This window comes from Ruegeria sp. CDSA034 (assembly GCF_059612275.1).
In genome coordinates, this window is sequence record NZ_JBXWQH010000011.1 from 36,576 (window position 1) to 62,046 (window position 25,471).

Genomic DNA, 25,471 nt, shown 5'->3' on the forward strand with positions numbered 1-25,471 from the left:
AAAAGGGTAATGAGCCATCGCATAGGCGAAAGATAGGGGCTTGGCCCGTGCCCGGCAACGTGTTTCGGCGGGCCTATGCAGGAACTGGCCAAACCAATCACTTCGGCGGGAACAAAACCAGTGTCTGCAACGCTGTTCCAACCGGGCCTTCGGTGTCGAACAGAACCGATTGCGACATCCCTATTCCTGACGGTTGCCAATGAGATACGGACTGCGAGGCCAACCAGTCCGATTTGGGTTCACGATGAATCTGCACCGTCAGGTCGGTGTTCATGAACCCCATCTCAGACGTCGGTGCATTCCACGAGATCCCGTTGCCACAATCCGCCAGCGGGCATAGCGCCTGAATCGGCGATTGCGCCTCGCCCTCCAACAGCTTCGGGGTGCGCATCCAGATCGTCTTTGGACCGGCTTTTTGGTTGCCACCCTTGGGGTAGAGAATGTCCGAATGGTTTGCGAACCCCGGCAAGTCGTGACGCGTTTCGCCAATCGGAAACGGGCCCGTCACCGCGTCCTCAAAGCCGGGTGTCGCAAGCGAGACGTTGGGAACCGCCCCCAAATCGCGACGCACCATATGCATCGTGGTGGCCGTAGTGCATAGTGTATCGTCCAGATCGTGCACAGTGACGCGGGTTGTGGCTAGCGTCTTGGTGTGTCGCGTCGTCTCCGCCGCCACACGCAGACCTGTCAGCGGCAGAGGGCGCAGCAAGTCCACGGTCAGCCGTGTCAGCATCTTTTCCGGCCCAACCTCTGTTTCAGCTGAACGAACGATCAGCCCCGCGACCGGGCCCGCATGACAATGATCCGCAGACCACGGCCCGCGTGCGGGATCATTGCCGACAAAAGCGCCGTCAGCCCGAACGTGGAAATAGGCCTGTTCTTTCAGATCCGGTTTCAACACCACCTAAAACCTCAGACTTTTTCCTGGGTATGCTTCTTCAATTCGGCCCGTGCCACCTGACGGCGGTGTACCGCATCCGGTCCATCGGCCAACCGCAATGTACGCACATGGGTCCAGGCCGTCGCCAGGGGCGTGTCTTGACTGACCCCCTGCCCGCCGAACATCTGAACGGCCTCATCGATGACTTTGAGTGCGACACGCGGGGCCACGACCTTGATCTGGCTGATCCAGGGTGCTGCCGCACGGGCATCGCCCTGATCCATGTACCAAGCAGCCTTCAGGCACAGCAAGCGCGCCATTTCAATCTCCATCCGGCATTCGGCAATGATATCGAAATTGGCCCCGAGTTGCGCCAGTTTCTTGCCGAAGGCTTCGCGCTGCAGCGACCGTTTGCACATCTGTTCCAGCGCCGATTCAGCCTGCCCAATTGCGCGCATACAATGGTGGATACGACCGGGCCCGAGACGGCCTTGCGCGATCTCGAACCCGCGGCCTTCGCCCAACAGAATACTCTCTGCTGGCACCCGGACGTTGGTAAAGCGAATATGCATGTGGCCGTGCGGGGCATCATCGTGGCCGTAAACCTGCATCGGCCGCAGAACTTCGATCCCCGGCGCATCAGCAGGCACAATAATCATCGACTGCCGCTTGTGTTTGGGTTGCTCGTCACCTGCCGTCTTGACCATGACGATATAGACCTTGCACCGTGGATCACCCGCCCCCGATGACCACCATTTTTCTCCGTTCAGAACAAAATCATCCCCATCCCGCACACAGGACATCGACACGTTTGTGGCATCCGATGACGCCACATCCGGTTCCGTCATTAAATACGCGGACCGGATATCGCCGTTCAGCAAGGGTTTCAGCCACTGCTCTTTCATCTGGTCCGTGCCGTAGCGCTCGAACACTTCCATGTTACCGGTATCGGGGGCCGAACAGTTGAACACCTCGGCCCCAAGGGGAGTTTTGCCCATCTCTTCGGCGAAGTAAGCATACTCGACCGTGGTCAAACCGAAGCCCTTGTCGCTGTCGGTCAGCCAGAAGTTCCATAATCCGGCAGCCTTGGCCTTGGTTTTCAGCCCTTCCAGGATTTCAGCCTGACGTTCGGTGTATTGCCAGCGGTCGCCTTTATCGATTTCGGCCTGATATTCTTCTTCCAGCGGCATGATCTCATCCCGGATCATATCTGCCACACGTTGCAGCAGCGCGCGGTTTTCTTCGCGCAGACCGAATGACATGTTCATGAGCTTTCCTCCTCAGGCCCAAAGAGCGGGCTTTACCTTTGAACAGAGAATGACTTAGCTGCCGATAGAATGTCTAGCTGTGTGACGGAACGTCAACTCAATCAAAATGAAATTGCGAGGGTGATTCATGGCGCTACTGATCGAAACCGGTCTAACCGACTGGATAAGCGATGATGACATCGCCAAAACGATCCGAAACATAAACCCCGGTGCGGATGTGCGCACCCGGGAAACGATTGGAGATGCAAGCGAAATCACCATGGTCGCTGTTGTCGGCCTGAACGACGACCACCCCAAACGGCTGCCGAACCTGCAACTGGTCCAGAAACTGGGCGCGGGCGTTGAAACGATTGTTGGCAACCCGAGCCTGCCCGATCACGTCCGTATCGCACGACTCAAGCCCGATGCGCCGGCGCAAGGTATTGCCGAGTGGTTCGTCGCCTATGTCCTTCACCACCAACGGAATATGGCCTTTCACGAAGCCGCCCAGCGCAAGGCAGAATGGGTACCCAAAGCGCCGGTATTCACGCCGGACACCGTAGTGGGCGTTCTGGGTCTGGGCCATATCGGCGCCCGCAGCGCCAGAATGCTGCGCGCCATCGGTTTTCAGGTCATGGGATGGAGCCGATCCCCGAAAGAGATCGAGGGCGTGACCTGCCTGCATGGCGAGGATGCGCTGCCGACGTTGCTAGGCCAATGCGACCACGTTTGCGCCATTCTGCCGTCCACGCCGCAAACCGTCTGCTTGTTCGATGCGCAGATGCTGGCCGCTATGAAGCCCGGCAGTCAGCTGTTGAACGCAGGGCGTGGTGATCTGATTGACGAAAATGCGCTGATCGAAGCCTTGGCGCGTGGAACGCCCGGCCACGCCGTTCTGGACGTAACCAGTACAGAACCCTTACCGTCAGACAGTCCGCTCTGGACACACCCGGGCGTCACAATCACTCCGCATGTTTCTGGCTGGCACTTAGGTGAAGCATTGGCCGACGTTGCCGAGAATTTCCAACGGTTGTCCGCAGGAAAGCCCTTACTGCACGAAGTCGACCGCACACGCGGCTACTGAGTCGAAATCAGGGCGTCAGAATCCAGTTCCCGCCGGCGTCCCGGCAGTTGCGGGTTCTGACTTCGCGCGATTGTTCGGCCCCGGCGGGCACGATGAAATGCTGGAGATGCACGCAATTGTCCCGGACCTCGCGCACTCGGACAGTGCCTTTTGATCCGGTGTCGTCGTTCGACCAGTTGCGTTCGGTTCCAACCTGAGGCGTTCCATCTGCCAACATCGCATTGGTCGTGGCGTTGACGACACTATAGTCTTCGGGGCTCAATCCCATTTCAGCGATGATTCTCGAAAGTGGCTTGGCCTGTGCCAGTGAAACTGCGCCGATCACAACGGCTGCTGCAAAAAAGGGTGAAATCCAGGCTTTCATGATCTTCTCGCCTTGCTGAAATAAGTTTGGTCACAAGACTATACCGCCGGGGAACGGGGGCCAAGCCCCGCTGGCCGACCTTCAAATAATACCGAACAAACCTATCGCGACTCGGGTGCTAGGACCGCCGCGCCAATCGCCTCATAGTGCCTCAAACACGAACCAGAGGCATGAAATGGCACAGCCCACCTATTACGCGCCCACAGGCGGACACCCCGGACAAGACCAACTGTTGACCGACCGCGCCATGTTTACCGACGCCTATGCGGTTATCCCCAAAGGCACCATGCGCGACATCGTAACCAGCAACCTGCCGTTCTGGGAAGGCACCCGGCTTTGGGTCCTGTCCCGCCCCCTCAGCGGATTTGCCGAGACGTTTTCGCAATACATCATGGAAGTTCAGCCCGGCGGCGGCAGCGAACACCCAGAAACAGACGCCAAGGCGCAGGGTGTTCTCTTTGTGGTCGAAGGTGAGGTGACCCTGACGTTAGGTGGAACTGAGCATGTCCTCGATACCGGCGGTTATGCCTATATCCCGTCTGGATCGGATTGGACCCTGCACAACCGCGCCGAAAAAACCGCCCGATTTCACTGGGTTCGCAAAGCCTATGAAGCCGTTCCCGGCCTGCCCGCACCAGATCCGATCATTACCAACGAACGTGATGTATCGCCCGTCGAGATGCCCGGCACCGAGGGGCGCTGGTCCACAACCCGCTTCACAGATCCGCAGGATCTGCGTCATGACATGCATGTCAACATCGTCAATTTCGAACCCGGCGGCGTGATTCCCTTTGCCGAAACCCATGTCATGGAACACGGTTTGTACGTGCTGGAAGGCAAGGCCGTCTATCGGCTGAACCAGGATTGGGTCGAGGTAGAGGCCGGCGATTACATGTGGTTGCGCGCCTTCTGCCCGCAGGCCTGCTATGCGGGTGGGCCGGGGCGCTTTCGCTATCTGCTTTACAAGGATGTGAACCGGCACATGCCGTTGACACTGTCCAAACGCTAGGCTTTTAAACGCTTTATTTCGGTCAGGGGTTCACAGAAGCCTGTGAATCTGGTGAAATAACAGCAGTTTTTAGCACTGGAGATTGTTCAATGGTACTGCGTGTAACGATGCTGGCACTGGCAGCTGCAATTGGTTTGACGGCATTTGATGCAACACCTGTCGCCGCGAAGGAAGAAACAAAACAGGTTTCTGTCATGAGCCGTACCTGGGCGGTGACACAGGTTTCGGACGCTCCGGTCGTGTACCGTGCGACGCGCGACAACAACAACCTGAACCCCTTTGGCCCACCGCCGCGCTTGCGCACCATTCAGGCCATAGCCGCCTTTCAGCAAGCGACTGGGTGCAGACCGATCGTGGCCAGCATGTACCAGAACATTTCGGGTCAGTTCTTTTCGCAGGTCAGCTGCAACTGACCATAGGTCACAACGGGCATTGAGCTATTGGCAGCGCGCTGCCATAGCTTGCGCATGAAACTTGCAATCAACGGATTCGGCCGTATTGGCCGCACAATCCTGCGGCAGCTGCTGGCTTTGCCGCAGGATACAGATATTGAGCTGGTTCTGATCAACGACATCGCCCCGCTTGAGACCTGCGCATACCTGTTCAAATACGACAGCACCTTTGGCCCCTACCCCGGCACGGTAGAACAGGGCGACGCGGCAATCGTCGTCGATGGGCGCACAATCCCTATGACGCACAGCCCCAATCTGGCACATGTCGATCTGTCCGGTGTCGACGTTCTGATGGATTGCACCGGCGTTGCTCGTACCTCGGATGTGGCCAGTCAGGGCCTGACCGCCGGGGCCCGCAAGGTGCTTATCTCTGGCCCCTCGCCCGCGACCGAAATCACCATTGTTCTGGGCGCCAACGAAGATCAGTTGGGCAATGCTCGCATCGTGTCCAACGCGTCTTGCACAACCAACGGGCTTGCGCCCTTGGTCAAAGTGCTGGACCAGATTGGCGGGATTGCGTCAGCCCATATGACAACAATTCACTGTTATACGAACAGCCAGCCTATGGTGGACGCGCCACGCGGCGATTTGGCCCGTTCGCGCGCGGGCGCGCTGTCTATGGTGCCGACCACGTCAAGCGCCACTCATTTGATAGACGAAGTCATGCCGCATTTGGCCGGCCGCATCTCGGGCGCTGCTGTTCGGGTCCCGACGGCCAGTGTATCCGCCATTGATCTGGTGGTGACGCTGGATCGCGGAATGTCGCCTGGGTTGTTCGAAGCCGAACTGCGCGCGGCCGTCCAGACATCGCCTGTGCTGGGCTGGACCGATTCCCCTCTGGTCTCGTCAGACCTGCGTACACGCCCAGAGTCGCTGGTTATAGCGGGACCCGAAACACGCATGGTCGGCGAACATCAGGTCCGTGTTTTCGGCTGGTATGACAATGAATGGGGATTTTCGGCACGCATGTTGGATGTTGCCCGCCTTATGACAGATCGCTGAATTTGCGCGGGCGCAGCGGGCGGGCTTGCCCGCGCGCTGCTTGGCCCAACGGGTCACAAGCATCTTTGATGCGCATTGAACGAGCGGGAGTTCCCTATTCGCCTATGATCTCAAACGGAGTGTCAAACCAGAGCTCCTCCAGATTAGCCCCCTCACCAATCCGATCAATCACAGCGAATAAGCCGGGCCCATGCAATGGGGTCAGCACCCCATGCCATGTGCCGCGAAAATAGTTCACACCCTGTCCGGGCCTGGTTACGAACGCCTGAGGAAGCCCGGGCTTCCCGCCCTCATCCGGGGCCACGACAACCAGAAAAGGCTGATGTGTCATTGGTATGAATGCCTGACTGCCCTCGGGGTGACGCTCAACCATATCCAGTTGATAGGGCAAGGATCGCGAATTGGCGTTGAACAGGCTGATCCCGGCGCGTCCGTCTGTGAAATCCAGTCGTGCCAGATCATGGTACCGGCCACATTGCCCCTGATTGATGATCTTGTCCGGATCACCGGTCACTTCGATGACATCGCCAAACGGGGCAAATGCCTTGGCCGTCAATGGCGCAGTCCTGACTTGCGCGCTCATGAGGGTAAAACGTCCCGCAACCGGAATTCGGCGATCCGCTCGACCTGACGGCAAGCCTCGGCGAATTCGGTGTCCTTATCCTGATCGATGCGCCGTTGAAACGCCTTAAGGATAGACGTTTTGTCGTGATCACGTACGGCGATGATAAACGGAAAACCGAATTTCTCGGTGTATTTCTGGTTCAAACCGGTGAACATCGAACGCTCTTCATCTGTCAGGGCATCCAACCCTGCCGAAGCCTGCTCGGACGTGCTTTCTTGCGTCAGCCGTTTTGCCTGTGCCAATTTTCCGGCCAGATCCGGGTGCGCGGTCAGGACACCCATCCTTTCGTCCGCAGAGGCGGAGCGGAACATGCGGGTCAGTGCATTGTGTAGCCCACCTGCCGTGTCATTGGCCGGTCCCAATTCCAGCTCATACGCCCGTTCGGCAATCCAGGCGGAATGCTCGAAGATGCCGCCATACGTCGCGACAAACGCGTCCCGATCCATCTGAGCAGGCTTCGGATGCGGCACCGCCGGATGGTGTTCCGCCCAGTGTTCGGCGATCTGCAACCGTGTCGCAAACCAGACATCGGAAAAGCCGCGCGCGTATTCCAGGAAACGTTTCAACGCCATCACCCGGCCAGGTCGTCCGATCAGGCGGCAGTGCAAGCCGATCGACAGCATCTTGGGCGCTCCGCCCTCGCCCTCGGCGTATAGCGCATCAAAGCTGTCTTTCAGGTAGGAATAGAACTGGTCACCCGCATTGAATCCCTGCGGCGTGGCAAAGCGCATATCGTTGCAATCCAACGTGTAGGGTACGATCAACTGATCCCGCCCACCCGCTTGCACCCAATAGGGCAAGTCGTCCGCATATGTATCGGCCACATAGGCAAATCCGCCCTCTTCTGCTACCAACTGAACAGTATTCTCGGAACAGCGCCCTGTGTACCAACCACGCGGGCGTTCTCCGACGACCTCGGTGTGAAGACGGATAGCCTCGGCAATTTGTGCGCGTTCTTCATCCGCTGGCATGTCTTTATGTTCGACCCATTTCAGACCATGGCTGGCAATCTCCCACCCCGCTGCCTTCATCGCGGCCATTTGATCTGGCGAGCGAGCCAAAGCTGATGCAACGCCATAGACTGTTATTGGCAGGTCCTGCATCAACCGGTGCAGTCGCCAGAACCCAGCGCGAGAGCCGTACTCATAGATCGACTCCATGTTCCAATGGCGCTGGTCCGGCCATTGGGCGGCCCCCACGATTTCGGACAGAAACGCCTCGGACGCGGCATCGCCGTGCAGCACGCAATTTTCACCGCCCTCTTCGTAGTTCAGTACGATCTGAACGGCCAGCTTCGCGCCGCCCGGCCATTTGGCATCTGGCGGGTTGGCACCATATCCGATCATGTCACGAGGATAGCGAGAGGGCTGCATGGCATCTTCCATTCTTGATCTTTTGAATAGCCTTACCCCAGAAACACACCGATGATTATCAAATCAATCCGAACGCTGTTTCCGGTTCTTTCGGCATTTCCACTGTTTCGGACTTTGCGCCACACTGCGACAAAGCAAAAGACAAATCAAAGGAGAGACCCGTGGCTGGCTATCTGACGACCCATGTTCTGGACACTGCACGCGGCTGCCCGGCTGAAGGATTGAAAATCGCACTCTATCGGGTGTCGGGGAACTCCCATCGCAAAATCGCCGAGATGGAGACCAATTCGGACGGCCGCACTGACAGCCCAATCTTGCCACAAGACTCTTTCAAAACTGGTACTTACGAGCTGGTTTTCTTCGCAGGAGACTATCTGCGCGCATCGGGCCAGGCAGCTGATGACCCGCTGTTTCTGGATCAGGTGCCGCTCCGGTTTGGCATGTCTGATGCCGAGGCACATTACCATGTACCTCTGCTGCTGTCCCCTTACGGCTATTCGACCTACCGGGGCAGTTGAACCACGGGATGGGGTTACCGTTAAGCGGCAGTTCTATGTGTCAGCAGATTCCGACCCACGCACGACCTTGCCGATCCGCGCAATCATGAAATCCATGAACAAACGCGCCTTGGGGTCCTGATGGCGGCGATGTGTGTATAGGCAGGCCATTTGAACAGATACCGGCGGCGTTTCGACCGCTACGGGGACCAGACGCCCCGAACTGAGGTGTTCGGCCACTTCAAAAACCGGTTTCATCGCGATCCCCTGCCCCGACAGCGCCCAGTCAGTCAGCACGTCACCGTCGTCACATTCGAACCGGCCAGAGACTGCGAACCGCTTGGGACCGTCAGGCGTTTCCAATTGCCACTGAAACTCGGTCGCGCCGGGAAACCTCAGATTCAGGCATTCATGGCGCTGCGACACCAGGTCCGCGCCCGTTGCTGGCATGCCCCTGCGTTCAACATAGGCCGGAGCGGCACAAAGCACGCGCTGGCAGTCAGCGATCTTTCGAATACGCAGGGTACTGTCTTCAGGTTGGCCGATGAAAAAGGCTAGATCCAAACCTTCGGTCGTCAGATCAACGGATCTGTCGGTCAACCGCAGGCGCACGTCGATCTCGGGATATTCCGCAAGAAACTCGGGCACATGCGGTGCCAAAACCCTGCGCCCCACCCCTAGTGGAGCAGCCACAAACAACGATCCCCGCGGGGCCTCGGTCAGATGGACGACCTGCGCTTCGGCATCGTCCACCGCATCCAGAACGGCCACAGCACCGAGATAGAATGCCCGCCCCTGCTCTGTCGGGCTGAGGTTGCGCGTCGTTCTTTGAAACAGGCGCACGCCCAGATGATCTTCAAGCTGAGATATCCGCGCCGACGTCACCGCAGGCGAGATTCGCAGGTCTCGCCCAGCAGCGGACATGCTGCCAAGGTCATAAACCCTGACAAAGGTACGGATGTTGTCTAGATAGGACATCTTTTCGTTTTTTTTGATACAGTTTGACAATATCAGGGAATACCGAAGAAAGTGCCCTTTGCCTAGTGTGACGGCAACCAATCGGAGAGCTTTCTCATGTACGACTTCGCCGTGTTCTGGGACTGGATGGCTTTTGCCGTGCGCTGGCTGCACGTTATTACCGCCATTGCCTGGATCGGATCCTCATTTTATTTCATCGCACTGGACCTTGGTCTGAACCGCGACATCCCCGGCCCGGCGGATGGCGAGGAATGGCAAGTACATGGCGGCGGCTTTTACCACATTCAGAAATACCTAGTTGCGCCCGAACGGATGCCGGAACACCTGGTTTGGTTCAAATGGGAAAGCTACGCGACCTGGCTCAGCGGGGCCGGGTTGCTGATGATCGTGTACTGGGTGGGCGGAGAGCTTTATCTGATCGACGCACAAAAAGCCGATCTGGCGCTGTGGCAAGGCATTCTGATTTCGGCCGCCTCGCTGACTGTCGGTTGGCTGATCTATGATTTCCTATGCAAATCGGGTTTGGGTGAACGTCCTACCCTGCTGATGGTGCTGTTGTTTGTGCTGCTGGTTGTTATGGGATGGGGCTATAATCAGGTATTTACCGGTCGTGCGATGATGCTGCATCTGGGGGCATTCACGGCCACGATCATGACAGCCAACGTGTTTTTCATCATCATGCCGAACCAACGCATCGTGGTAGACGATCTGAAGAACGGCCGTACACCTGACCCAAAGTACGGCAAAATCGCCAAGCTGCGCTCGACGCATAACAACTACCTGACATTGCCGGTGGTGTTCCTTATGTTGTCGAACCACTACCCGCTGGCCTTTGCGACAGAATACAACTGGATCATCGCGGCTCTGGTCTTCCTGATGGGCGTGACCATCCGACACTACTTCAACACGCGCCACGCACGGGCAGGCGATCCGACCTGGACGTGGCTGGTCACGGCACTGTTGTTCATCGCAATCATGTGGTTGTCTACTGCCCCTATGTACAAACCTCTGGAAGAGGCCGAAGCACAGCCACTGACACCGTTTGAACAGAAATATGCTGCCGCCGATGGCTTTGAAGAGGCCCATGACGTTGTTCTTGGACGCTGTTCGATGTGCCACGCGCGCGAACCGGTGTGGGAGGGCATTTTGTGGGCGCCAAAGGGCGTATTGCTGGAAACTGAAGGCGACATTGCCCGCAACGCCCAGCAAATCTATCTGCAGGCGGGGGTCAGCCACGCGATGCCCCCCGCAAACGTCACCTACATGGAGCCCGAGGACCGAGAGGCAATCATCCGCTGGTTTCGCAACGCAGGTTCCTGATCCCGAGACCGATCAATCACACAGGTCGCAAAATTCAGGCGACGCTGGATTTAGTCTTTTCCTGCAAGGACTCTGATGCTCTAACATGAATGTAATCAGCCGTTGCTTTGCAAAAAACGGCAAATGTGATTTCGAGTTGGGGCAGTTGGAGCTATCAGATGCCGGGGAGCAGGCCGCGCGCCTTTTTGAAGAGATGCCTTCTCGGCGCGATTGCAATGACCCTGCCGACCGCATTGGCCGCGCTGGAAACCACCTTAACAGCTCCGGGTGCTTCAAAAGAGCTTGTCGAGCGGATGGAGGAAACCTCCTCGGTTACGACGGCCGAATCTCGCGGGCTGGACACGCCGCTTGAGATCTTGTCGGCGGCGCTTTCGGATTATCGCACTCTAGTCCAAATTCTTTATGACGAAGGGTATTTCAGCCCAGTCGTAAGCATCAAACTGGACGGAAAAGAAGCAGCTGAGATCAGCTCGCTCAGCGTACCAGCGCAGATCAATAGCGCGGTAATCACGGTCAACACCGGCCCCAAGTTCACCTTTGGCGAAGCCATCGTACAACCGATAACGCCCGAAACAGTTCTGCCCGAGGAGTTTGCGGTCGGCAAACTCGCGACCACCGGCGCGATCCAACAAGCCGCGTCAGCTGGCGTGCAGGGTTGGCGCAACGCGGGTCATGCCAAGGCCGAAGTCGAAGGCCAGAAAGTCATTGCCCGCCATGCCGAGGCCAAGCTGGATGCCGAGATCGACCTTACCCCCGGCCCGCGCCTGAGATTTGGCAAAATGCTCATCAAGGGCGACACCGATGTGCGCCACCGGTCAATAGAAAAGATCGCCGGGTTTCCGGCAGGCGAAGTATATTCGCCAGAGAAAATCCAGAAGGTCGGCACACGGTTACGGCGGACCGGGACATTCAACGTTGTTTCGATTGAAGAGAGGGACACTCCGAACCCGGACGGCACATTGGATTTCGACGCCACGTTTGAAGACTTGCCAAAACGTCGACTGACCTTTGGCGCCGAGATCGCGTCGCGCGACGGTGTAGACGTGACCGCGACCTGGACGCATCGCAACGTATTCCGACGTGCCGAACGCCTGCGGTTCGAGGCGGCAGTCCGTAATATCGGCGGTGCCGAGGATATCGACGGCCGGATCGGCTTGCGTCTGGATCAGCCCGACCGGCTTGGTCCCGATGACAACACTTTCTGGAACACGCTTCTGGAACGGCGCAACACAGAAAACTACAATGTCACCGTTGCGTCGCTGGCCTACGGTGCCCGGCGCACGTTCTCTGATCGGCTATATGCCGAAGCCTCAGCCGGGTTTCAGTGGTCCAGCGCGGACGACGCCTATGGCGATGACCGCAGGTTCCGATATTTCATCCTTCCCTTGCGTTCGGAATGGGACGAGCGCGACAGTAAAGTCAGCGCAACGCGCGGCTTTTATCTGGACGCGCAGATCACGCCCTTTGCTGGTCTGTCCGAAACCGAAAGCGGCATACGCATGTTTTTTGATGGGCGCGGCTATACCAGCCTCGGCACCGGCGGACGGCTGGTTCTGGCTGGGCGCGTACAGCTGGGATCAGTGCTCGGGCCGTCGCCGGACGGTGTAACGCCAGACTTCCTGTTTTTCTCGGGCGGTGCCGGAACGGTTCGGGGCCAACCCTACGAGAGTCTTGGCATCCCTGTCGGCACTGGGATCGCAGGCGGCAAATCTTTCCTTGGTCTTTCCGCGGAGGTGCGCGGCAAAGTCACCGAAGCCATATCTCTGGTCGGGTTTTATGACTACGGTACCGTTGACACATCCTCATTCATCGGCAGCGGCGCAGAATATCACGCGGGTGCCGGACTTGGGGTTCGGTATGATCTGGGCGGTTTTGGTCCTTTGCGGCTGGATCTGGCCGTTCCAGTGCAGGGCGACACCGGCGACGGTTTGCAGTTTTATATCGGGATCGGACAGGCATTTTGATTGGACGTCGCGCATATCCGTTATTGTTTTCGGGGCTGATGCTGTCTGCCCCTCTGCCACTTGCCGCGCAGGAAGAAGGCGGCAGCATGCTGGAAAACTTCCTGCAGGATACGCTCTCCGGCGACGACCAAAACGTGACCGTTAAGGGCCTGCAAGGCGCGCTGAGCGCCCGCGCGACAATTGACGAGATCACAGTTGCCGATGATGAAGGTGTTTGGCTGACCATCAAGGACGCCGAACTTGACTGGAACCGTCTGGCGCTTATCCGCGGCCGGTTTTCGGTCAACTCTCTGACCGCGCAGGAAATCGATGTTGCCCGTGCGCCGGGATCAACGACCAAGGAAGAACCACCTGCTTCGGCGGAAACGCAACCGTTTCAACTGCCCGAACTGCCGGTTTCCATCGAAATCGGTGAAATCCGGGTGGATGAGCTGTCTCTGGGTGAGCCGTTGATCGGTGTCGCTGCTGATCTGAGCGTGACAGGCAACCTGTCGCTGGCAGATGGGGCGCTGGACACCAATCTGGACGTGATCCGACTGGATCGCGCAGGTGATGAGATCAAGCTGGCCGCTGGTTTCCAGAACTCAACAAGTGAGATCAATCTGGATTTGCAAGTGAACGAAGCCTCTGGCGGTCTGATTTCAACCGCGCTGAAAATCCCTGACAGCCCACCGATCGGCCTGACAGCCAAGGGCGCGGGTCCTCTGACGGACTTTACCGCCGATATCGGGCTGAGCAGCGACAATCAGATGCGCGTCACTGGGCAGGTTCAGCTGCAGGCGGCCGAGAGCAGCGCAGCGAAAGGCATTGCGTTCACCGCTGATCTGAACGGCGATCTGACACCCTTTCTGGGGGAGGACATCGATCCGTTCTTCGGCCCAAAATCACGGCTTTATGTCGATGGCCAGACCAAGCCCGAAGGCGCGCTGGACATCTGGGATCTGGAACTCACCACGCAGGCGCTGGATCTGAAAGGTGAATTGCAGCTGGCTGAAGGCGGCACTCTGCAACTGGCCGCCCTGCAAGGGCGCATCACCCCGCCAGATGGGGAAGCCGTCGTTCTGCCCGTGGCAGGAGGCGACACATCGCTCAAGGCGGCACAAATTTCGGCCCTGTTTGACCGCCAGAACGGCAATCTTTGGGATCTGAGCCTGACGGCCAACGAATTCGCGTCCCCGCAGGTCAAGCTGGGTGATGCCCGGATCACCGCACAAGGCACCCTGGATCAGGGCGAGGTTCTGACTATCGATGGCGACGTACAAATCGCGGTCGGCGGAATAGACATGGCCGATGACGCGCTGACCACGGCCTTGGGCGATCGCATCACGCTTGATGGCCAGTTCGACTATAGCAGCGACCAGTCACTGAACCTTTCTGGGTTCGAGCTTGTGGGCTCTGACTACACGCTGGCGCTGGACGCGCTGATTTCCGGGCTGACCAGCGGCTTGAGCGTCGACGGAACAGCCAAGCTGGACGCAACTGACCTGTCGCGCTTTTCGGACCTTGCCAAGCTGGACCTTGGTGGGCAGGTCTCGGCCAGCGTGACCGGAAAAGGTTCACCGCTGGAACGCAGCTTTGACGGCAAAGTCATGGTTCAGGGCCGCGACTTGTCTACTGGCCGTGACGATATCGACCCGGTTATCACCGGAGAGACCACGATCACTCTGGACGCAAGCCGCGGCACAAACGGCATAACTATCCGTGAATTCGATCTGGACAGTGAGGCCGCCAAAGCCGTGGCCAGCGGTGTTGTGACGACGCCCGACGGCAACCTGACCATTGATGGGCAGGCCCGGGTCAACGCATCGGATTTGTCGGTCTTCTCTGGCTTGGCAAAACGCGACCTTGGCGGTTCCCTACAGGCGACCGTGAACGGTACAGGCACGGTACAATCGCTGGAATTTGACGGCACGGCCAGCGTGACAGGTCAGAACGTCAAGACCGGCATGGCCGATATTGACCCGCTACTGACCGGCAGAACCGAGATCGAATGGGACGGTGCCAGAACCGCAGACAGTATCGACATCCGCAGCGCTTCGGTGAATGGCCGCGCCCTTAGCGCACAGGTTCAGGCAACCGTCGACGACCCTACCGGAGATCTGTCGGCAGATGGGCAAGCGCAATTGAGCGTGCCGAACCTGTCCCTGTTTTCCGGTTTGGCCGGGCGTGATCTGGCGGGTTCGATCGCGGCAAACGTGCAAGGCAACGGTACCCTGTCTACCCGAGCCTTCGATGTTCAAGGTAATCTCGATGCCAACGACATTCAGACCGGCATCGAGGCCGTGGACAAGCTGATTCAGGGCCAGACGACCCTGTCCGTAGATGCACAGAATGGGGAAGATGGCCTTAGCATTCAAACGTTCCGCCTGAACGGAACGGCCATAACCGCGACGGCTTCGGGCAAGCTGGACCGTCAAGCGGGCGGGCTGGATTTCTCGGTCAAATTGGACGATCTGGCGCGGGTGTTGAACACGATGTCCGGTCCACTGACGTTGGATGGAAACGTTGCCCCGACATCCAAGGGCGTGGAAGGCACGGTCAACCTGAATGGCCCCGACAGCTCATACGCCAAGCTTGCCGGGACGGTGGACAGCGATGGGTCGGCGGATCTGGACTTTGACGCCAAGTTCAACCGGATCGAGCGTTTTGTACCTGAGTTTCCGGGTACAGTGGCCGCCAATGGCAGCGCTAAGCGCAACAAGGGTGTCTGGACAATCGACGCCCAAGCCGACGGGCCTGCGGAGATTAGCGGCAAAGTCTCTGGTACCTTCGACGAAAGCACCGGAGAAGCGGACATGAAAGCCGTTGGCGGCGTCAATCTTGGCATTGCCAATATCTTTATCACGCCCAACAAGATCGACGGCAGCGCTCGCTATGACCTTACCCTGTCGGGCAAACCCGCACTGGAATCCCTGTCCGGTTCGATCACCACTTCCGGTACGTCGCTGGCAATTCCCGGCGCGGGACAAACGATCACCGGCATCAGCGGATCGGTCCAACTTGCGAATAGCCGCGCCACGATTTCCCTAAGTGGCGGACCACGGGCAGGCGGCAATTTTACCGTCAGCGGGCCTGTAGACCTTTCACCACCATTCAATGCCAATATCTCGACCGCCCTTAACAGCCTCGTGCTGACCGATCAGTTGCTGTATGAAACCACGCTGAACGGGCAAATTGCGATGACCGGGGCGCTGGCGGGTAACAGCTCGATCGCTGGACAGGTCACGTTTGGCGAAACCAATATCAACCTAGCGGCCGCATCAGGTGCCGTGGGGGCGGCCCCTATCCCAGACATCGTTCACGTGAATGAAAGCGGGTCAGGCTATGTGACCCGTGAACGCGCGGGCCTCGTCCAAAGTGAAGACGGCAATAAAAGCGATTCTCGTATCGCCCTGAATGTCAGTCTTTTGGCGCCCAAGGCCGTGTTTGTTCGCGGGCGTGGTGTCAACGCAGAGCTGGGTGGAAGAATAAACATCGGCGGCACCACGTCCTCGGTGATCCCATCGGGCCAGATCGAACTGATTCGTGGTAACTTTGACATTCTGGGGCGCAGGCTGGCCCTGACCAAGGGCATTGTGACGCTGCAAGGGGACCTGACGCCCTATATCGAATTCGAATCCTCAACCAGCACTTCTGATGGTACCGCAACGATCGAGATCGCCGGACCACTGGACTCGCCTGAGGTTAACGTCTTTTCCGACCCAGAGCGCCCAGCCGAGGAAGCGCTGGCAATGCTGTTGTTCGGCAATCGCTTCTCAGAGTTGTCACCGTTCGTAATCGCTCAGATGGCGGCCTCGCTGGCGCAACTCAGCGGCGCTGGCGGAGACGCGACCAAAGGCCTGCGCGAGTCAACGGGCGTCGATACCGTGGACATCGGCGTGTCCGAAGGTGGCGCGGGCCGGCTCGGCGCCGGGGCGTATCTAAGCGACAACCTCTACACCGATTTCACCGTCAACACCGAAGGCGACACCGAGGTGAATCTGAACTTGGATGTCACCGACAGTTTCACCGTGAAAGGCACTGTAGATGGCCGGGGTGAGACCGGTGTTGGGGTCTTCTTTTCGCACGACTACTAAGCAGGCCTCAGTTCACTTTCTGCGGATGCCTATCGGGTGGCCGACCTCTGGGGCCGGGTCGATCGCCGCATGATCCCTCACCATGCTCCGAAGACGCGCGACGGCCCAGTCCGGATAGGGAACCGACCGGCCGGTCGTATGGCTGACATTCATGAACAACGCTTCCTGAGTGGCGCAGATAGCACCGTCTTTTTCAGACACCATCTGCGCAAAATAGTGGCCACGTTTGTGATCTGCGTCCAGCATCCGAAACCGGATGCTGAAGGCCTCACCTTCCAGTACTTCTCGTAGGAAATTCATGTGGGATTGCAAAATGTAAGGTCCCTGCCCCATCGCATTGACCTGCGCCTCACCCAACCCAAGGTGATCCACCATCAACAGCTCCAGCGCATTGTCGAAGGCAACGCCGTAGTAGCCCACGTTCATGTGACCGTTATAGTCGATCCACTCGGCGCGCGCCTTGAACCCGCGGAAGACAAGCGGGGCATCATAGGGTCCGTCATGTCCGGCCAGCGCTTCAGGCGTCAGTTGCATTGGATGCTCCTTCTTGGGTCTCAAAGATCGCAACCGCGCGGATGAATCCAGCTGAAGCCCCTTTGATCTTGAACGGGAAACAGGAAATCTCGAACCCAGTCGGCGGCAAGGTTTCAAGGTTCGTCAGTTTTTCCATGTGACAATAGCCAACCTCCATCGAGGCCCGGTGCCCTTCCCAAATAATCGATGCATCTTGCGTTTCAGCATATTCCTGCGCGGTCAATGGAAACGGTGCGTCCCAGCTCCAGGCGTCAGTTCCTGTCACGCGCACCCCGCGATTGGTCAGATACAGCGTTGCCTCGCGCCCTATGCCGCATCCTTTGGCCAGATAGTCCGGATACCCATAACGCGTGCCAGCCGAGGTATTCACGACTACGATATCCAACGGCTGCAATTCGTGACCAATCCGTTTCAACTCGGCTTCGACATCGGCGGCGGTCGCCACATAACCATCGTCGAAATGGCGAAAATCCAGTTTCACGCCGGGGTTCATGCACCATTCCAGCGGCACCTCGTCGATGGTGATCGCCCTCTCACCATTGTTCATGGTCGAATGGTGATGGTAAGGCGCGTCCAGATGGGTGCCATTGTGCGTGGCGATCTGAAGGCGTTCGATGGCCCAGCCCTCACCGCCGGGCAGGTCATCTTTCTGCAGGCCCGGAAAAAAGGACATGACTTGTTCGGCGGTCTGGTCATGGGCCAGATATTCGATTTCGGGTAACATGATCGGCGGGTCCGACACGATGCCGGTTTCCAACGGAACTGACAGATCGACGAAGCGGCGCGCCATGTAAAACTCCTCCACCAAGAACGGTGACAGGGTTGGCCGCAGGTAAGCTGCTGTCAAGGAAAGAAAAAGGCGACCCAATGGGCCGCCTTTCCAAGACTGTATGTGGCGGATTTACTCCGCCGCGATGGCGTCTTCGATCTTTTCGACGCGAATGGCCGAGAACTTGAACTCGGGGATCTTGCCATACGGGTCGATGGCCGAGTTGGTCAGAATGTTCGCTGCCGCCTCGACATAGGCGAACGGAATGAACACCATATCTTCGGCGATCGCCCGATCGGCTCGAACCATGATTTCGATCGAGCCGCGCCGCGTGGTGAGACGGATCATTTCGCCCGGCTCGATCCCCATCAGTTTCAGCTGGCGCGGGTTCATCGAACAGTTTGCTTCCGGTTCCACAGCATCCAGAACGTTGGACCGGCGAGTCATCGACCCGGTGTGCCAGTGTTCCAGCTGACGGCCGGTTGTTGCAATCATCGGGTATTCCTCATCCGGCGCTTCATCCGGCGGGATGACACTGGCGGGGGTAAACTTGGCCCGTCCATCTGTCCGCGGGAAGCCATCACCAAACACGATCGCCTGTCCCGGATCGGTTTCACTGAGCGACGGATAGGTGATCGTCTCGGTCTCAAGCCGCTCCCAGGTGATGTTGTCGAGCGACGCCATGGTCAGCTTCATCTCATCAAACACCTGGCTTACATCGGTGTAATCCCAGTTCAGCCCGATGCGCTGCGCAAGCTCGACGGTGATTTTCCAGTCCTCACGCGCCTCACCCGGAGGTGCCACAGCCGGACGCACACGCTGAACCTGACGGTTGGTGTTCGACACGGTGCCGTTCTTTTCATACAACGCCGAGGCAGGCAGGATGATGTCGGCATAGTTGGCCGTTTCGGTCAGGAAGATATCCTGCACGATCATCAGCTCCAACTTTGCCAAAGCTTCCCGTGCGTGACCAACATCAGGGTCGGACATAGCCGGGTTTTCGCCCTGAATATACATGCCCTTGATGTTGCCCGCATACGCCTGATCGATGATCTCGGTGACGGTCAGGCCCTTCTCGTTCGAGAAGTCGTCCGAGTTCCAGACGTTGTTGAACTTGGCCCGGATACTGTCATCCATAACCGACTGATAATCCGGCAGGAACATCGGGATCAGGCCCGCATCCGAGGCTCCCTGGACGTTGTTCTGACCGCGCAACGGGTGCAGACCGGCGCCGGGTTTACCGACATTGCCGGTCATCAATGCCAGCGAGATCAGGCATCGTGAGTTATCCGTGCCGTGGATGTGCTGACTGACGCCCATACCCCAGAAGATCAGACCAGCCTTGGCCTGCGCGAAGGTACGCGCGACACGGCGCAACTGATCTGGCTCAATGCCGCAGATCGGCGCCATCGCCTCGGGTGTGAAGGCGCGCAGATGCTCTTTTTCGGCTTCCCAGTTCTCGGTCCAGCGGTGGATGTACTGGCTGTCGTACAGTTCCTCTTCGACGATCACGTTCATGATCGCGTTGAGCATCGAAACATCGGCACCGGGGCGGAACTGCAGCATTTCGTCTGCGAACTTGCGCATACCGACGCCGCGCGGGTCCATCACGATCAGCTTGCCACCGCGCTTGGTGAACTGCTTGAAGTAGGTTGCCGCCACGGGGTGGTTTTCGATTGGGTTGGCCCCGATGATGATAACCACATCCGAGTTCTCGACCTCGTTAAAGGTGGCCGTCACCGCGCCTGAGCCCACGTTCTCGATCAGCGCCGCCACGGACGAGGCATGGCACAGACGGGTGCAGTGGTCGACGTTGTTGTGCTTGAAGCCCTGACGAATGAACTTCTGGAAAAGATAAGCTTCTTCGTTGGTGCATTTGGCCGAACCAAAGCCAGCAACGTTGCGCGGATCTTCATCACGCAGCGCCTTCAGCTTGGTGGCCGCCAGATCCATTGCCTCTTCCCAAGTCGCCTCGCGGAAATGAGTGCCCAGATTGCCCGGATCGACATTCAACCCTTTTGCAGGCGCATCCTCACGCCGGATCAGCGGTTTGGTCAGGCGGTGTGGGTGGTGGATATAGTCGAAACCAAAGCGGCCTTTGACGCATAAGCGGCCTTCGTTGGCCGGGCCGTTGATGCCCTCGACATACTTGACCTTGCCGTCCTTGACCTTCAGCGAGACTTTGCAGCCGACGCCGCAGAACGGGCAGACGCTTTCGGTCTCGGAATCGTAGTCTTTGCTGTCGCCCTGCTGCTTTTCGTCCAACACAGTGGCTGGCATCAACGCACCGGTCGGGCAGGCTTGAACACATTCACCACAGGCGACACAGGTCGAATCCCCCATCGGGTCGTTCTGGTCAAACACCACCTGCGCGGTGTGTCCGCGACCGGCCATGCCGATCACGTCATTCACCTGCACGTCGCGACAAGCACGGACACAGAGGTTGCAGTTGATGCAAGCGTCCAGATTGACGCGCATCGCAACGTGGCTGTCATCCGGCAGAGGGATCTTCTCGGCCTCTTTCGCCGGGAAGCGACTGTCGCTGACATCGTTCAGCTTGGCCATCTCCCAGAAGTGGCTAGATTTATCGTGCGCCTCTTCGGGTTGGTCGGCGACCAGCAATTCCATGACCATGGCGCGCGATTTCTCGGCCCGGTCGCTATCGGTTATTACCACCATTCCGTCCGCAGCCGGACGGATGCACGAGGCGACCAGAGTGCGCTCGCCCTCCACCTCGACCATACAGGCGCGACAGTTGCCATCCGGTTTATAGCCGGGTTGAGGCTTGTGACATAAGTGCGGGATCGTGAACCCCTGCCCCTTGGCGGCTTCCCAGATGGTCCAGCCCTCGGGCACGGTGACATCATCGCCGTTCAGGTTGAAGGTGACGGTCTTGGTTGGGCTTGCATCAAGCATGGCTCTGTCTCCCTCAGATTTCGTCAGCGAAGTGTTTCATGACCAGACGGATCGGGTTCGGGGCCGCCTGCCCCAGACCGCAGATCGAGGCATCGCCCATGACCTGGCACAGATCTTCCAGAAGATCCTGATCCCACTTGTCAGCCTGCATCAGCTTCACAGCCTTTTCGCAGCCCGCCCGGCAAGGCGTGCACTGCCCACAGCTTTCATCTTCGAAGAAGCGCAGCATGTTCAGCGCTGCATCGCGTGCGGTGTCCTGATCGGACAGAACCACCACAGCGGCGGATCCGATAAAGGTGCCATGTGGCTGCAGCGTGTCAAAATCCAATGGGATATCGTCCATCGACGCAGGCAGCAGACCCGAGGATGGACCACCCGGCTGATACGCTTTGAAGGTCTGACCTTCGATCATGCCGCCAGCGGCCTCAATCACGTCCAATATGGTCGAACCCGCAGGCAGCAGGTAAACACCCGGCTTGGTCACCCGCCCCGAGATTGAATAGCTGCGCAGGCCCTTGCGACCATTTTTTTCGACAGAGTTCAGAATCTGCGGCCCTTCGCGGCAGATCTTCGAGACCCAATACAGCGTCTCGACATTGTGCACCAAGGTCGGACGATTAAAGACCCCAACCTGCGCCACAAACGGAGGACGGTGGCGCGGCAGGCCCTTCTTACCCTCGATCGACTCGATCATCGCGGATTCTTCACCGCAGATGTAAGCACCAGCACCCCGGCGCAGGTCAATGTAACCCTTTTCGACGATCCCGGCCTCTTCCAACGCGGCAATCTCGCGGGCGAGGATTTCCAGCACCGCCGGGTATTCGTCACGCATGTAGATGAAGCACGTCTCTGCCTCGACCGCCCAAGCAGCGATCAGCATACCCTCAAGGAAAACATGCGGCGCACGCTCTAGATAATAACGGTCTTTGAAGGTACCGGGTTCGCCCTCGTCACCGTTCACGGCCAGATAGCGGGTGCCTTCGTTCATGCGTACAAAGCCCCATTTCTTGCCGGACGGGAAGCCAGCACCACCCAAACCGCGCAGGCCTGAGGACAAAACGTCTTCTTGTACTTTCTCCCAGTCGCCGCTCTCGCGCAGCTCTTTCAGCTTGGCGTAGCCACCGTTTGCCTCATAGGCGGCAAAGGTTTCGTAATCGGGCAGATGGGCGTGAGTATCACCAGCGGCAATTGCGGCCTGCACCTTTTCAGGGGTCGCATGGTCGATGTGGTTGTGACCAATCTCAAGCACCGGGGCCGTATCGCAACGCCCCATGCAGGGCGCGCGCACTACACGCACTTCGGATGCGTCCAAGCCATCTTCCAGGGCCTTTTGCAACTGCTGGGCACCGGCCATTTCGCAGGAGAGAGAGTCGCAGACACGGATCGTCAAGGCAGGCGGCGGCACCTCGCCTTCTTTCACTACGTCGAAATGGGCATAAAACGTCGCGGTCTCGTAGATCTCGGCCTGACCGATCCGCATCTCAACCGCCAGCGCGGCGATATGGTCGGCGCTAATATGGCCGTGCTCATCCTGGATCAAATGCAGGAATTCGATCAACAGATCGCGACGACGCGGGCGGTCGCCCAGTAGGCGCGCAATCTCGGCCTGCGCCTCATCCGTGAACTGACGGCCTTTGGGCGTATGCCGCCCTTTGCCTTTACCTGACTTCCAGACGCCCTTGGGTGCGCCTGATGGCTTGGTATCTAATGGTGCCATGATGCCCTCCGATTAAGGCTCCGTGTCTCATCAGAATAGTATATCGTCAAATCGCTTATCGCTATCGCACGATAACGACACCTTATCACCGCAAAGACGTCACAACAGCGCGCAAAGCCCCAACCGTAGGCAATTCCGGGTCTCGGCTTAAGGTGGCCAGACAAATCGGTTTACTTACAACAGGATCGACCAGAGGCAGCACTTTCGTACCCTTAAGTTCACCCAGCGCCCGAACCAGAACGCGGGGGACAACGGTGGCTGCCAGCCCTTCACGCGCCATGACCATTGAGGCTGTAAAGCCGCTGGTTTCAGCGACCACTTGGGGGTGGAGGCCCTGCTCAGCAAAGATGCGGTCCAGAATGCGACGGTTCTGCATCTGCGGCTCAAGCAGGCTGAGTGGAAACTCGGCGACCTCTGTCCATGGGATCGGTCCGGTTTCATCGGTCATATGTGACGGGATCAACAGCACGTAAGTCTCTTCGTATAGCGGCTGAACCTGCCGCAGGTCGGTGCCAATGCTGTCGCCATAGGTGATACCCGCATCCAGACTACCCTCGTCCAACCGGTGCTGAATGGCCGAGGCCGACATGGTTTCGATCCGTGTGACAACGCGCGGATGCGCCTGATGCAGCCGCTTGATTAGCCGTCCGGTAAAGGCAATCGCGGTTGGGATCACGCCAAGTTTGAGTGTCCCGGTAATCTCACCCTTTGAGGCCAGAACCTGCTGTTCCAGCGCCTTTGTCTCATCCAGAATGCGCCGCGCTCGCTGGACGATCATCTCGCCTTCTTCAGTCAGACCCTGAAACCTGTTGGCGCGGCGCACGATTGAGACACCCAGCCGGTCCTCGAGATTCCGAATGCGCATGGAAAACGCTGGCTGAGAAATTCCGCATTCTTCGGCCGCCTTGGCAAAATGACGATGCCGCGCCAAAGCGCTAAGCAATTGCAGGTCGCGGATTTCGATCATGTTTCGGTATCCCAAGGTGAGGCCAGAAACCCAGATTAGCGGCTTTTACGTTGGGGGAAAGCGATGCGTTCAGGTCAAAGACAAGGCATAGACATTGTTGAGATAACCCTGATCTGCGATCCGGAACTCGGTTTCGCCAATCTGTACAAACCCATTTGCCAGATAGAAGGCGATGGCCGGATCGTTTTCTGCATTCGTGGTCAACCAGACGGAATCGGCCCGTTGCTCTCGGCAATGCGTCAGCGCTGCCGCAAGCAGGCGCGTGCCGATCCCTTTGCCGTGATGACGCGGCTGAACATAGAACGTCGAAATTTCCATACCCGACCACCCCGCGACAGGGGCGTCACAGACCGGAGAGACGCGAATGAACCCGTCGATCCCCTGTGAATTATTCGACACCAGGATGAACTCTTCCGGATCGCTGATCAGGGCAGCGATACGCGCTGGCGTGAACTCGGTCAGCGCGTAATCCGCGAAAAAACCGCTAACCCCGCGTTTGAGATAGGTGCCAATCCAGACTTCAATCGAGATCGCAGCGATGCTCGACGCATCTGAATGGTCCGCTTCACGCAGGGTCAATCGGCGCTCAGGTATTGAACAAAAAGTGCATCACATCGCCGTCTTTGACGACGTAGCCCTTACCCTCGGCCCGCATCTTGCCCGCCTCTTTCGCGCCCTGTTCGCCATTGGCGGCGATATAGTCGTCATAGGCGATCGTCTCAGCGCGAATGAAACCTTTTTCAAAATCGCCATGGATCACACCAGCGGCCTGTGGCGCCGCGGTGCCAGTGCGTATGGTCCAGGCGCGGGCCTCTTTCGGGCCGACTGTGAAATAGGTTTCCAGCTTGAGCAGGTCGTAACCCGCGCGGATCAGTCGGTCGAGACCGGGCTCTTCCAGACCCATTTCCTCCAGGAACATCTGCGCCTCGTCTTCTTCCAGCAGGCTAATCTCTTCTTCGATCTTGGCGCTGATGATGACGTGGGAATTGCCTTGAGCGGCGGCCATTTCAGCCACGCGGGCGGAATATTCGTTACCCTCGGCGGCTTCTTCCTCGGACACGTTGCAGACATAGAGAACCGGTTTTGTGGTCAGCAGCTGCAGCATCGTCCATGCTTTGGCGTCTTCGTCAGAGACTTCGACCAGACGCGCGGGTTTGCCGTCTTCCAGCATCGCCTGCGCTTCAGCCAGTAAACGTTCCTGCTGCTGCGCCTCTTTGTCATTGCCTTTCAGCTTGCGCACCAGATTGGCGCGGCGCTTTTCGATGCTTTCCAGATCGGCCAGCATCAGTTCGGTCTCGATGGTATCAGCATCGGCCACAGGATCGACGCGGCCGTCCACGTGGGTCACATCGCCATCTTCGAAACAGCGCAGCACATGTGCAATCGCATCAGTCTCGCGGATGTTGGCCAGAAACTGGTTGCCCAGCCCCTCGCCCTTCGAGGCGCCCTTCACCAGACCAGCGATATCAACAAAGGTCATCCGCGTGGGAATGATCTGTTTCGAGCTTGCGATCGCCGCCAACTTGTCGAGCCGATCATCGGGCACGGCAACATCACCCACATTGGGTTCGATTGTGCAGAACGGGAAATTCGCCGCCTGAGCAGCTGCGGTCTTGGTCAGCGCGTTGAAGAGGGTCGACTTACCCACATTCGGCAGACCCACGATTCCCATTTTAAAGCCCATGACGGCCTCCTGC

21 protein-coding genes are annotated in these 25,471 nt (G+C 58.3%); 8 read left to right on the plus strand and 13 right to left on the minus strand.

What is annotated here, in order from left to right; all coding sequences use genetic code 11:
* Nucleotides 1–97: 97 nt before the first annotated feature.
* Together AC2FLJ_RS16600 and AC2FLJ_RS16605 are read right to left on the minus strand one after the other, a co-directional pair.
* Nucleotides 98–904 carry a thioesterase family protein gene (locus AC2FLJ_RS16600; RefSeq protein ID WP_496706805.1) on the minus strand — a complete coding sequence of 269 codons (807 nt, stop codon included), beginning with the start codon at nucleotides 902–904 and terminating at the stop codon, nucleotides 98–100.
* A gap of 8 nt (nucleotides 905–912) precedes the next feature.
* On the minus strand, nucleotides 913–2,148 hold the full coding sequence (locus AC2FLJ_RS16605; RefSeq protein WP_496706807.1) for an acyl-CoA dehydrogenase family protein: 1,236 nt from the start codon (nucleotides 2,146–2,148) through the stop codon (nucleotides 913–915).
* 127 nt (nucleotides 2,149–2,275) lie between these two features.
* Between AC2FLJ_RS16605 and AC2FLJ_RS16610 the strand changes: the two genes are divergently transcribed.
* Nucleotides 2,276–3,211, plus strand: coding sequence for a 2-hydroxyacid dehydrogenase (locus tag AC2FLJ_RS16610; protein ID WP_496706809.1), 936 nt, complete (start codon nucleotides 2,276–2,278; stop codon nucleotides 3,209–3,211).
* Between the two features lie 7 nt (nucleotides 3,212–3,218).
* Here the strand turns inward: AC2FLJ_RS16610 and AC2FLJ_RS16615 are convergent, their stop codons facing one another.
* Nucleotides 3,219–3,575 (minus strand): hypothetical protein, encoded by a 357-nt coding sequence (locus AC2FLJ_RS16615; protein ID WP_496706811.1) that lies wholly within the window; start codon nucleotides 3,573–3,575, stop codon nucleotides 3,219–3,221.
* A 175-nt stretch (nucleotides 3,576–3,750) separates the two neighbouring features.
* Between AC2FLJ_RS16615 and AC2FLJ_RS16620 the strand changes: the two genes are divergently transcribed.
* The 3 genes from AC2FLJ_RS16620 (at nucleotide 3,751) to AC2FLJ_RS16630 (ending at nucleotide 6,038) form a co-directional block, all read left to right on the plus strand.
* Nucleotides 3,751–4,584: a bifunctional allantoicase/(S)-ureidoglycine aminohydrolase gene (locus AC2FLJ_RS16620; RefSeq protein ID WP_496699690.1), complete on the plus strand. Its 834-nt coding sequence runs from the start codon at nucleotides 3,751–3,753 to the stop codon at nucleotides 4,582–4,584.
* An 89-nt stretch (nucleotides 4,585–4,673) separates the two neighbouring features.
* On the plus strand, nucleotides 4,674–4,997 hold the full coding sequence (locus AC2FLJ_RS16625) for a hypothetical protein (protein WP_058273193.1): 324 nt from the start codon (nucleotides 4,674–4,676) through the stop codon (nucleotides 4,995–4,997).
* Nucleotides 4,998–5,051: 54 nt separating this feature from the next.
* Nucleotides 5,052–6,038, plus strand: a complete 987-nt coding sequence (locus AC2FLJ_RS16630; RefSeq protein WP_496699691.1) for a type I glyceraldehyde-3-phosphate dehydrogenase — start codon at nucleotides 5,052–5,054, stop codon at nucleotides 6,036–6,038.
* Nucleotides 6,039–6,132: 94 nt separating this feature from the next.
* On the opposite strand, the gene AC2FLJ_RS16635 is transcribed toward AC2FLJ_RS16630, so the two are convergent.
* Together AC2FLJ_RS16635 and puuE are read right to left on the minus strand one after the other, a co-directional pair.
* Entirely contained in the window at nucleotides 6,133–6,621 is a 489-nt protein-coding gene (locus AC2FLJ_RS16635) for an ureidoglycolate lyase (protein ID WP_496699692.1), read from the minus strand.
* Entirely contained in the window at nucleotides 6,618–8,036 is a 1,419-nt protein-coding gene (gene puuE / locus AC2FLJ_RS16640; protein ID WP_496706813.1) for an allantoinase PuuE, read from the minus strand. Before puuE ends, AC2FLJ_RS16635 begins: the two co-directional genes overlap by 4 nt.
* A gap of 161 nt (nucleotides 8,037–8,197) precedes the next feature.
* Here puuE and uraH point away from each other — a divergent pair, with 161 nt between their 5' ends.
* On the plus strand, nucleotides 8,198–8,554 hold the full coding sequence (gene uraH, locus AC2FLJ_RS16645; protein ID WP_058273190.1) for a hydroxyisourate hydrolase: 357 nt from the start codon (nucleotides 8,198–8,200) through the stop codon (nucleotides 8,552–8,554).
* Between the two features lie 33 nt (nucleotides 8,555–8,587).
* On the opposite strand, the gene AC2FLJ_RS16650 is transcribed toward uraH, so the two are convergent.
* Nucleotides 8,588–9,511, minus strand: a complete 924-nt coding sequence (locus tag AC2FLJ_RS16650; protein WP_496706815.1) for a LysR family transcriptional regulator — start codon at nucleotides 9,509–9,511, stop codon at nucleotides 8,588–8,590.
* A gap of 96 nt (nucleotides 9,512–9,607) precedes the next feature.
* On the opposite strand from AC2FLJ_RS16650, the gene AC2FLJ_RS16655 reads away from it, so the two are divergent.
* The 3 genes from AC2FLJ_RS16655 (at nucleotide 9,608) to AC2FLJ_RS16665 (ending at nucleotide 16,871) form a co-directional block, all read left to right on the plus strand.
* Nucleotides 9,608–10,831: a urate hydroxylase PuuD gene (locus AC2FLJ_RS16655; RefSeq protein WP_113791601.1), complete on the plus strand. Its 1,224-nt coding sequence runs from the start codon at nucleotides 9,608–9,610 to the stop codon at nucleotides 10,829–10,831.
* Nucleotides 10,832–11,046: 215 nt separating this feature from the next.
* Nucleotides 11,047–12,795, plus strand: a complete 1,749-nt coding sequence (locus AC2FLJ_RS16660) for an autotransporter assembly complex protein TamA (protein WP_496706817.1) — start codon at nucleotides 11,047–11,049, stop codon at nucleotides 12,793–12,795.
* A complete protein-coding gene (locus tag AC2FLJ_RS16665) occupies nucleotides 12,792–16,871 on the plus strand; it encodes a translocation/assembly module TamB domain-containing protein (protein WP_496706819.1) in 4,080 nt (1,359 codons plus the stop codon). The genes AC2FLJ_RS16660 and AC2FLJ_RS16665 overlap by 4 nt, the downstream gene beginning before the upstream one ends.
* A 12-nt stretch (nucleotides 16,872–16,883) precedes the next feature.
* Here the strand turns inward: AC2FLJ_RS16665 and AC2FLJ_RS16670 are convergent, their stop codons facing one another.
* The 7 genes from AC2FLJ_RS16670 to ychF form a co-directional block, all read right to left on the minus strand.
* A complete protein-coding gene (locus AC2FLJ_RS16670) occupies nucleotides 16,884–17,405 on the minus strand; it encodes a thioesterase family protein (protein WP_496706820.1) in 522 nt (173 codons plus the stop codon).
* Nucleotides 17,389–18,195, minus strand: a complete 807-nt coding sequence (locus AC2FLJ_RS16675; protein WP_496706822.1) for a cyclase family protein — start codon at nucleotides 18,193–18,195, stop codon at nucleotides 17,389–17,391. The genes AC2FLJ_RS16670 and AC2FLJ_RS16675 overlap by 17 nt, the downstream gene beginning before the upstream one ends.
* A gap of 111 nt (nucleotides 18,196–18,306) precedes the next feature.
* Complete coding sequence (fdhF, locus tag AC2FLJ_RS16680) at nucleotides 18,307–21,090, minus strand: formate dehydrogenase subunit alpha (protein ID WP_496706823.1); 2,784 nt, start codon at nucleotides 21,088–21,090, stop codon at nucleotides 18,307–18,309.
* A 13-nt stretch (nucleotides 21,091–21,103) separates the two neighbouring features.
* On the minus strand, nucleotides 21,104–22,807 hold the full coding sequence (locus tag AC2FLJ_RS16685; RefSeq protein WP_282120698.1) for an NAD(P)H-dependent oxidoreductase subunit E: 1,704 nt from the start codon (nucleotides 22,805–22,807) through the stop codon (nucleotides 21,104–21,106).
* Nucleotides 22,808–22,892: 85 nt separating this feature from the next.
* Nucleotides 22,893–23,774, minus strand: coding sequence for a LysR family transcriptional regulator (locus AC2FLJ_RS16690; RefSeq protein WP_496699700.1), 882 nt, complete (start codon nucleotides 23,772–23,774; stop codon nucleotides 22,893–22,895).
* Nucleotides 23,775–23,843: 69 nt separating this feature from the next.
* Nucleotides 23,844–24,353, minus strand: coding sequence for a GNAT family N-acetyltransferase (locus AC2FLJ_RS16695; protein WP_282120700.1), 510 nt, complete (start codon nucleotides 24,351–24,353; stop codon nucleotides 23,844–23,846).
* A gap of 7 nt (nucleotides 24,354–24,360) precedes the next feature.
* Nucleotides 24,361–25,458: a redox-regulated ATPase YchF gene (gene ychF / locus AC2FLJ_RS16700; RefSeq protein WP_496706826.1), complete on the minus strand. Its 1,098-nt coding sequence runs from the start codon at nucleotides 25,456–25,458 to the stop codon at nucleotides 24,361–24,363.
* Between the last annotated feature and the right edge of the window lie 13 nt (nucleotides 25,459–25,471).

Coding starts and splice junctions, on each gene's coding strand:
- AC2FLJ_RS16605 (WP_496706807.1), bottom strand. CDS start 2,148: ATGAACATGTCATTCGGTCTGCGCGAAGAAAACCGCGCGCTGCTGCAA.
- AC2FLJ_RS16610 (WP_496706809.1), top strand. CDS start 2,276: ATGGCGCTACTGATCGAAACCGGTCTAACCGACTGGATAAGCGATGAT.
- AC2FLJ_RS16615 (WP_496706811.1), bottom strand. CDS start 3,575: ATGAAAGCCTGGATTTCACCCTTTTTTGCAGCAGCCGTTGTGATCGGC.
- AC2FLJ_RS16620 (WP_496699690.1), top strand. CDS start 3,751: ATGGCACAGCCCACCTATTACGCGCCCACAGGCGGACACCCCGGACAA.
- AC2FLJ_RS16625 (WP_058273193.1), top strand. CDS start 4,674: ATGGTACTGCGTGTAACGATGCTGGCACTGGCAGCTGCAATTGGTTTG.
- AC2FLJ_RS16630 (WP_496699691.1), top strand. CDS start 5,052: ATGAAACTTGCAATCAACGGATTCGGCCGTATTGGCCGCACAATCCTG.
- AC2FLJ_RS16635 (WP_496699692.1), bottom strand. CDS start 6,621: ATGAGCGCGCAAGTCAGGACTGCGCCATTGACGGCCAAGGCATTTGCC.
- puuE (WP_496706813.1), bottom strand. CDS start 8,036: ATGCAGCCCTCTCGCTATCCTCGTGACATGATCGGATATGGTGCCAAC.
- AC2FLJ_RS16650 (WP_496706815.1), bottom strand. CDS start 9,511: ATGTCCTATCTAGACAACATCCGTACCTTTGTCAGGGTTTATGACCTT.
- AC2FLJ_RS16655 (WP_113791601.1), top strand. CDS start 9,608: ATGTACGACTTCGCCGTGTTCTGGGACTGGATGGCTTTTGCCGTGCGC.
- AC2FLJ_RS16660 (WP_496706817.1), top strand. CDS start 11,047: ATGACCCTGCCGACCGCATTGGCCGCGCTGGAAACCACCTTAACAGCT.
- AC2FLJ_RS16670 (WP_496706820.1), bottom strand. CDS start 17,405: ATGCAACTGACGCCTGAAGCGCTGGCCGGACATGACGGACCCTATGAT.
- AC2FLJ_RS16675 (WP_496706822.1), bottom strand. CDS start 18,195: ATGGCGCGCCGCTTCGTCGATCTGTCAGTTCCGTTGGAAACCGGCATC.
- fdhF (WP_496706823.1), bottom strand. CDS start 21,090: ATGCTTGATGCAAGCCCAACCAAGACCGTCACCTTCAACCTGAACGGC.
- AC2FLJ_RS16685 (WP_282120698.1), bottom strand. CDS start 22,807: ATGGCACCATTAGATACCAAGCCATCAGGCGCACCCAAGGGCGTCTGG.
- AC2FLJ_RS16690 (WP_496699700.1), bottom strand. CDS start 23,774: ATGATCGAAATCCGCGACCTGCAATTGCTTAGCGCTTTGGCGCGGCAT.
- ychF (WP_496706826.1), bottom strand. CDS start 25,458: ATGGGCTTTAAAATGGGAATCGTGGGTCTGCCGAATGTGGGTAAGTCG.